The following is a 6,332-nucleotide window of genomic DNA, read 5'->3' on the forward strand; positions in this document are numbered from 1 at the left end:
TACACAACGCGTATCACAATGGACGACGTATGGCCTGGGTTTCTCGATATGTAGCCGCGGTACTGATGGGTATCATTCTGCTGGCAGGCCCTGATGCCGCAGCCGCACAGACCGCTGATCTCTCGCCCGAGGCCGATGTCTCGCTCATCACCATTCTGCCCGGCCCCGCCGTCTACGAAGCCTTCGGCCACAGCGCAGTGCGTGTGCACGACCCAGAGCAAGGCATCGACCGGCTCTACAACTACGGCACCTTCCAATTCGACCGCTGGTTTGTCCCCAAATTTTTGTACGGTCAGCTCGATTATTATTTGAGCGTGGCCTCGTTTCCAGCCGCGCTGCGGCATTACGAGCAGCTCGGGCGGCCCGTAGTGGAGCAGACGCTCAACCTCACGCCCGAGCAGCGCAGCGCCCTCGTGGGCTTTCTACGCGTCAACGCCCAGCCCGAAAACCGCGTCTATCGCTACGATTTCCTGTTCGACAACTGTTCGACACGGATTCGCGACGCCTGCACCGACGTGTGGCCCACCGTCGATTGGTCCGATGCGCCCGACCCGCAGCTCACCTTCCGCGAAATGCTCGACCGCTACGTATCCGACCGGCCCTGGACGACCTTCGGCTTCTACCTGGCCCTGGGTCCGCAAGTCGACCGCCCCGTAACGCCCCGCGAGGCCATGTTCTTACCCGATTTTCTACTGGATGCGGCCGACCAGGCCACGATCGACGGTCCCTCTGGCCCCCAACCGCTCGCCGCTGCGCCCGACACGCTCCTCTGGATCGACGGCTACACGCGGGCCGAGGCATCCTTTCCGTGGCCCGCCGCGCTGCTCTGGATCTTGCTCGGCGTAGGCATTGTCGGCACCGCCCGGCAACGGGGTAGCACAGCGGATTGGATGCGGGCGTTCGACCGGGTGCTCTTTGGCGTGATCGGCACGGCAGGGGGGGCGCTGGCCTTTCTCTGGTTCATCAGTCTGCACGAGGTCACCAACCAAAACCTGAACCTGCTCTGGGCCTGGCCCACCCATCTGGTGGCGGCGGCGCTTCTTGGGCGAGGGGGCAGCGCGTATCTGCGTCTCTACTGGCGTGCCACGGCTGCTGCCGCGCTGGTAATGCTGGCGGGCTGGCCGTTCTGGCCGCAAGGGCTCTACGACGGACTCATCCCGCTCGTGGCGCTGCTTGGGATCCGGGCAGCCTGGCATGGACGCGTGCCCGGGCTGCGCACGGAAGCATCTGCGTAGCTACAGGGGCTTAGGCCGCTCACGAGCGATCCATCTCCTGGAGCAGTCGGCGGGCGCGTTCCTTGTAGATGGGATCCGTCACGTCGCGCTGGGGCATCGTGATTGTGCGACGCAGGTGCTCGCGGGCCCGGCCGGGGCGGTCCATCTCCAACAGCGTACGACCAAGCTCAAAGTGATGCACCGCCCGCTCTTCAAGATCGAGCGCGGTCTGATAGTCGGCGCGGGCCTCCTCGAACGAGGCATCAGGCAGGCCGCCGTAGACCAAATTCACCACGCGCCGGGCAAAGAAACCCAACTGAGCGACCTCAAAATGCCAGCGGCCCCGCACATGGTATGCCAGATCGTTGTCGGGGTCGAGTTCGATAGCGCGATCGGCATACTCGCGTACCGTTCGCGATAGCTCCACCTGCTGCCGCGTGCCTGAGATGACAGCCAGGCGTCCGGCGGCAACGGCTTTCGTGAGATGCGCGTTCGAGCTATTGGGAAGCAAGTCGACCGCCTGTTCTGCTTCCGATAATGCCTTGCGGCACAGCGCCTTGCGCTCCTCCTCGTCCTCAATACGCTCGGCCACATCAGTGCGGGTTCGGGCCAGGCGCCAGAGGATTCCGCCATGTTCGGGATGCTCTTCGGCCAGCGCGTCCAACTCCTGCATGATACGCCTGAACTCGCCGGTCTGCCGCTCGTCTTCGAGCGCTTCGAGCCGGGCATCAATCGAGTCAGACGGCAGCGGAGTGGACGTGAGCGTTTCCTGCGCCTGGAGCACCGCCCGATCTTCCGGCGCAAGGTCAGACGGTGCCTGAGCGAGAACGGGGACGGCCCATATCCCAAACAGAACGGCGAAGAGGACCGGTACATGCGCAGCGGGGGGCGGGCATCGCATAGCAACCGAGCGTCAGGCAACAGGCAGTGTATCGCTCCTATTCGTTCAGGCCCAATCGGTTCGAAGCAAACGCCAATCGGCTACGCGTGCCCAATGCGGCGCCGGGTGGCGTATTCGGCATCTACCTGCACGTTGCCCTTCTCGTCGATAAAGCGTGCAGCGCTATCGGGCGGAAAGCGCCATAGGTCGATGGGAGCCGAGCGGGCACCGGGCAGCGCGTCTTGAATCATAGCCACGAACGGATCGAGGCTCATGTCCCACTTGGCAATCGCGAGGTGCGTGTTGGGGTAGTGGCTGGCGAGATGCGCAAGCTTATCGGCCGGTACATGGCCCGCCTCAGCCCAGAAGCGCGGACGCCCACGGCGACGGTCCATGGCCACCACGTCGGGCTTGTAGCGCCCCGGAATATCGATTTCAACCTCGGCATCGGGATACGCATCCAGGTAAAACGCCCAGAGGAACGCCTTCATCCACACGTGTTCGATGCGCTCGTGCTTGCGCTTTACGAACACAACCTGCTCGCCGTGGGCCCGAAGCGTGAGTTTGCGCCGTAGATGCTGATTCATGGCAACGAAGTGTAGTGCGCGTCATACGACCAAGCGGTACGATAAGAACGATAACGAGCAGTGCCCCGCTGCCGTTTGATGCCGCACGCTAATCATTACCCTCCTGTTTCGCATGGCCGATTCTACGGTTTCGCCCGCTCGCCAGCTCGCCTACCGGGCCCTCACACGCATCGACCAGACCGAAGCGTACGTCGACCAGGTCGACATCGGCGGTACGCCCCGGCAGCGGCGGCAGGCGCGCGATGTGGTCGCAGGCGTAACGCGTCAGCAGCGCTGGCTCTGGTTTCTGATTACGCAGCTCTACAACGGCACTCCGAACGACCTGGAACCGGCGGTGGTGCGCATCCTGAAGATGGGGCTCTACGAACTGCTGTTTCAGGCTACGCCCGCGCGGGCCGCGGTGCATCAATATGTGGAGCTGGCCAAAGATGTGGTGGGGAAGCGCGTGGCCGGACTCGTCAACGGCATCTTGCGCACTACCGACCGTCAGCGCGATGATCTGCCGCAGCCCGACACTGGCGACCCGGAGCGCGACCTGGCGATCCGAACGAGCATGCCCACGTGGCTGGTGCGCCGCTGGGTGGATGCGCGGGGCCGTGCTGAAACCGAGGCGCTGCTGCATCGCCTGAACGAGCGCCCCACCTACGCGCTCCACCTGTTCGACGTAGCTCCCACCGATCTCGATGATCTCGGCGTAGAGTGGACGCCCTCGCCCTACGTAGACGGCATGGTACGCGTAGAGGCCCTGCAACCTGTTGTGCAGGCGGGCTGGCTCGACGAGGGCCGCGTGATGGTGCAGGGCGAAGGCGCAGCACTCGTGGTCGATCTGCTCGATCCGCAGCCCGGAGACACGGTGCTCGACTTGTGTGCCGCGCCCGGCACCAAAACGCGCTACATCGCGCATCGCATGGACGGGCAGGGCCGCGTGTGGGCCAACGACCACAGCGCGCATCGGCTGCAGGCGTTGCAGGAGGCTCCGGGCGCAACCGGTATCATCGAGACGCACACGGCAGATGCCCGCACGCTTTCCCCGCAGGATGTGCCCGACGCCCCCACACACGTCTTGCTTGATGTACCGTGCACCGGCACCGGCGTCCTCGGGCGTCGTGCCGATCTGCGCTGGCGCCGCACCCCGAACGACGTGCAGGAGCTTGTGGCGCTCCAAGACGAATTATTGGAGTCCGCCGCGCGCCTCGTTCCGCCCGAGGGCATCCTGGTGTACAGCACCTGCTCGTTGCTTCCCCAGGAAAACGAGGAGCGCGTACAGGCTTTCCTGGACCGGCACAGCGATTTCGAGGTGGCATCGCCTACGCATCTCCCATCTGATGTACGGCACAACGACTTCTTGCAGACCGACCCGGTAACGCACGGCACCGATGGGGCATTTGGAGCGCGACTCCGCCGGAAAGCCGCGTAGCGTTACCCGAACAGCAGGTGCAGGTACACCACAGCCAGCGGAACAGCCAGCGCCATCCCGTCGAAGCGGTCGAAAAAGCCACCGTGACCGGGCAGAAGCGACCCGGCGTCTTTGGCCGACGCGGTGCGCTTCAGCAGGCTCTGAATGAGATCGCCGCAGATGCAGACGGCGGCGATAAGTACCGAAAGGACAACAACATGCAGCACGGGTACGGTGGGAAGCGCAAACACCGCGCCCCCCGCCAGGTAGAGCCCGCCCGCAGCAAGCGCGCCCCCGGCTCCGCCAAAAGCGCCCGCCCACGTCTTATTCGGAGAGATGCGCGGAGCCAGCTTATGGCGTCCGAGATGCTTGCCTGCGAAATACGCAAAGATGTCGGTGCCCCACACGGCGAAGATAATCCAGACCGTGCCGAGCACCGCGCTTTCAGGCGGCCAGGCGGTATGCGTGCGAATGAAAAGCAGCGCCACGAGTCCGCCCGCCGGGTAGACCACCCCGAAAAGCGTAGCGGCAATGCGAGAGAGGTAGGCTTCGTCCGTGCAGAGCATCGGACTCACCGCGAGCCCGCCAACGAGAACGAGCCCCGCCACCGTCCACAACGGCGGATGCAGCACCGCGAGCCCCAACGACAGGGTAAGCGCAAATCCCAGCGGCTGCAGCGGAGCGGCATTGGTTGAGGCGGCCAGCCCGTAGTATTCGTACTGCGTGGCCAGGGCAATGAACGCCATGACGGCTCCGAACGCATAGCCGCCCAAATACACCGCCCCCACAAAGAGCGGTGCCGCCAGAAGCCCCGTCCCAATGCGCTGCTGTAGCTCGGTCACAGACTATAAAGAGAACAGAGAGAGGATTGTCCTTATGCGTTGTCGTTGTCGTCGTCCTCGTCGGGGACGCTCAGGTCGGTGCGATCGTAACCGGAGTCGAGGCGTGCCTCGTCATCGGCACTGTGGGCATCGGGGGCGTCGGGGTCGGCGGCGAGGGCGGCCTCCTCCAGTTCTGCGTCGGTGAGTTTCTCTTCGAGGACCGCGCGGGCCGCATCGGCATGGTCGGGGGGAACGAGTACGTTCACCTCGGCGAGGTCGCTCACGTTCAGGTTGAACGCATGGTCGCGTTGCGTAAGTACAACGGCAGGGATGCCGCTGTCGTCGAGGCGATCGCGCACGATATCGGCTTCGTAATCAGTGCCCGAGCTAAAGATCGGGATCCAGTTTTCGTATTTGGCCATAAGGCGGCAGACTTGTAAGGAAAAAGGACGCGCTCGCAAGGTATCCATGCAATGAACACGTCCGATGGGAGATCCCATCTGTAGCGCACGACCTGTTCAGGGGGAAGCGGGGCTTCATCGATATTAACAGGAACAAAAACAGTCCCGATTCGCATCATGCCCGTAGCAATACATGCTCAGCCATGCGCGCTCGTAGCTCAGTTGGATAGAGCGTTGGATTCCGGTTCCAAAGGTCGGGGGTTCGAATCCTCCCGAGCGCACACACGCACCCCTTGTTGGGCTCTCTGCCCAGCAAGGGGTTTTGTTTTTGAGTAGGGACACGGCGCGTCATGTCCCTACTGCATGATTAGACCCGTCTGCCGGACGCTACGACGCTTCTTTTGCCGGTGAGAGATCGATGATAAGGGCGATGATGCCCACAACAATTTGTAGCAGTCCCCAGGTACCATCGTACCAGTGGACGACGGCGCTGTACCACAGCGTGAACGTAGGCGCGAACAAAAACCCAACAATGGGCCACCAGATGGCTGGAAATACGCCCACAAACCAGTCGGTTAGCAGATACAGGGCAATGATGGCGCCACGCGGCACCACCAGTGCGAGGGCGGCAAAGAGACAAGGCATATCGCAGAGAGCGGGTAAGGAGGGGAGTACGATAGACGCAACACACTCGTTTGGCCTGGCGCTGCGTTATTGAGACCAGGAAAGCCACGCGTAGGATGAAAAGCAAGTAGCATCCGTCTGAACTACAAGGCATCTTCTGGAGCAAACGGTACCGAACGCCTTCGCCGCAATCTATGCGGTTCAAACGAGCATCGATTCGTGCTCGGGGTGCTGGACGACATCCGGTGATTCATCTCAAAAAGTTACGCGTCGCGTCCTTACCCCAGGTCTGAAATACCCTGCTCTGCCTCCAGATGCTACAATATTGCCCCGATTGGAGCGAACTGTTGTAGTTGGGGGCGTGTGGTTTGTACTATGAAATGCGCATTCGCATCCACCCATCAAAGCA

7 protein-coding genes and 1 tRNA gene are annotated in these 6,332 nt (G+C 62.7%); 3 read left to right on the forward strand and 5 right to left on the reverse strand.

Features of this window, described 5'->3' with window-relative positions; genetic code table 11:
- Positions 1-1,235: DUF4105 domain-containing protein (locus R6U20_RS12010; RefSeq protein WP_410338094.1), on the forward strand; the 1,235-nt coding region annotated here is incomplete at its 5' end.
- Between the two features lie 19 nt (positions 1,236-1,254).
- Here R6U20_RS12010 and R6U20_RS12015 read toward each other — a convergent pair.
- A complete protein-coding gene (locus R6U20_RS12015) occupies positions 1,255-2,115 on the reverse strand; it encodes a tetratricopeptide repeat protein (RefSeq protein ID WP_410338095.1) in 861 nt (286 codons plus the stop codon).
- Positions 2,116-2,195: 80 nt separating this feature from the next.
- Positions 2,196-2,681: a hypothetical protein gene (locus R6U20_RS12020; protein WP_410338096.1), complete on the reverse strand. Its 486-nt coding sequence runs from the start codon at positions 2,679-2,681 to the stop codon at positions 2,196-2,198.
- Positions 2,682-2,793: 112 nt separating this feature from the next.
- Here R6U20_RS12020 and rsmB point away from each other — a divergent pair, with 112 nt between their 5' ends.
- Positions 2,794-4,098, forward strand: coding sequence for a 16S rRNA (cytosine(967)-C(5))-methyltransferase RsmB (rsmB, locus tag R6U20_RS12025; RefSeq protein ID WP_410338097.1), 1,305 nt, complete (start codon positions 2,794-2,796; stop codon positions 4,096-4,098).
- A 2-nt stretch (positions 4,099-4,100) separates the two neighbouring features.
- On the opposite strand, the gene R6U20_RS12030 is transcribed toward rsmB, so the two are convergent.
- Both R6U20_RS12030 and R6U20_RS12035 read right to left on the reverse strand, forming a co-directional pair.
- Positions 4,101-4,919 (reverse strand): phosphatidate cytidylyltransferase, encoded by an 819-nt coding sequence (locus R6U20_RS12030; RefSeq protein WP_410338098.1) that lies wholly within the window; start codon positions 4,917-4,919, stop codon positions 4,101-4,103.
- Between the two features lie 32 nt (positions 4,920-4,951).
- Positions 4,952-5,320, reverse strand: coding sequence for a putative signal transducing protein (locus R6U20_RS12035; RefSeq protein WP_410338099.1), 369 nt, complete (start codon positions 5,318-5,320; stop codon positions 4,952-4,954).
- A 186-nt stretch (positions 5,321-5,506) separates the two neighbouring features.
- Here R6U20_RS12035 and R6U20_RS12040 point away from each other — a divergent pair.
- Positions 5,507-5,580, forward strand: a tRNA-Arg gene (locus tag R6U20_RS12040).
- A gap of 106 nt (positions 5,581-5,686) precedes the next feature.
- On the opposite strand, the gene R6U20_RS12045 is transcribed toward R6U20_RS12040, so the two are convergent.
- Positions 5,687-5,944: a hypothetical protein gene (locus R6U20_RS12045; RefSeq protein ID WP_410338100.1), complete on the reverse strand. Its 258-nt coding sequence runs from the start codon at positions 5,942-5,944 to the stop codon at positions 5,687-5,689.
- Positions 5,945-6,332: the final 388 nt, after the last annotated feature.

This window comes from Longimonas sp. (assembly GCF_046498435.1).
In the GTDB taxonomy this organism is placed as follows: Bacteria; Bacteroidota; Rhodothermia; order Rhodothermales; family Salinibacteraceae; genus Longimonas.

Bases quoted from the DNA above. Each gene is read 5' to 3' on its own strand.
- rsmB (WP_410338097.1), top strand. From the start codon at position 2,794: ATGGCCGATTCTACGGTTTCGCCCGCTCGCCAGCTCGCCTACCGGGCC.
- R6U20_RS12015 (WP_410338095.1), bottom strand. From the start codon at position 2,115: ATGCGATGCCCGCCCCCCGCTGCGCATGTACCGGTCCTCTTCGCCGTT.
- R6U20_RS12020 (WP_410338096.1), bottom strand. From the start codon at position 2,681: ATGAATCAGCATCTACGGCGCAAACTCACGCTTCGGGCCCACGGCGAG.
- R6U20_RS12045 (WP_410338100.1), bottom strand. From the start codon at position 5,944: ATGCCTTGTCTCTTTGCCGCCCTCGCACTGGTGGTGCCGCGTGGCGCC.
- R6U20_RS12035 (WP_410338099.1), bottom strand. From the start codon at position 5,320: ATGGCCAAATACGAAAACTGGATCCCGATCTTTAGCTCGGGCACTGAT.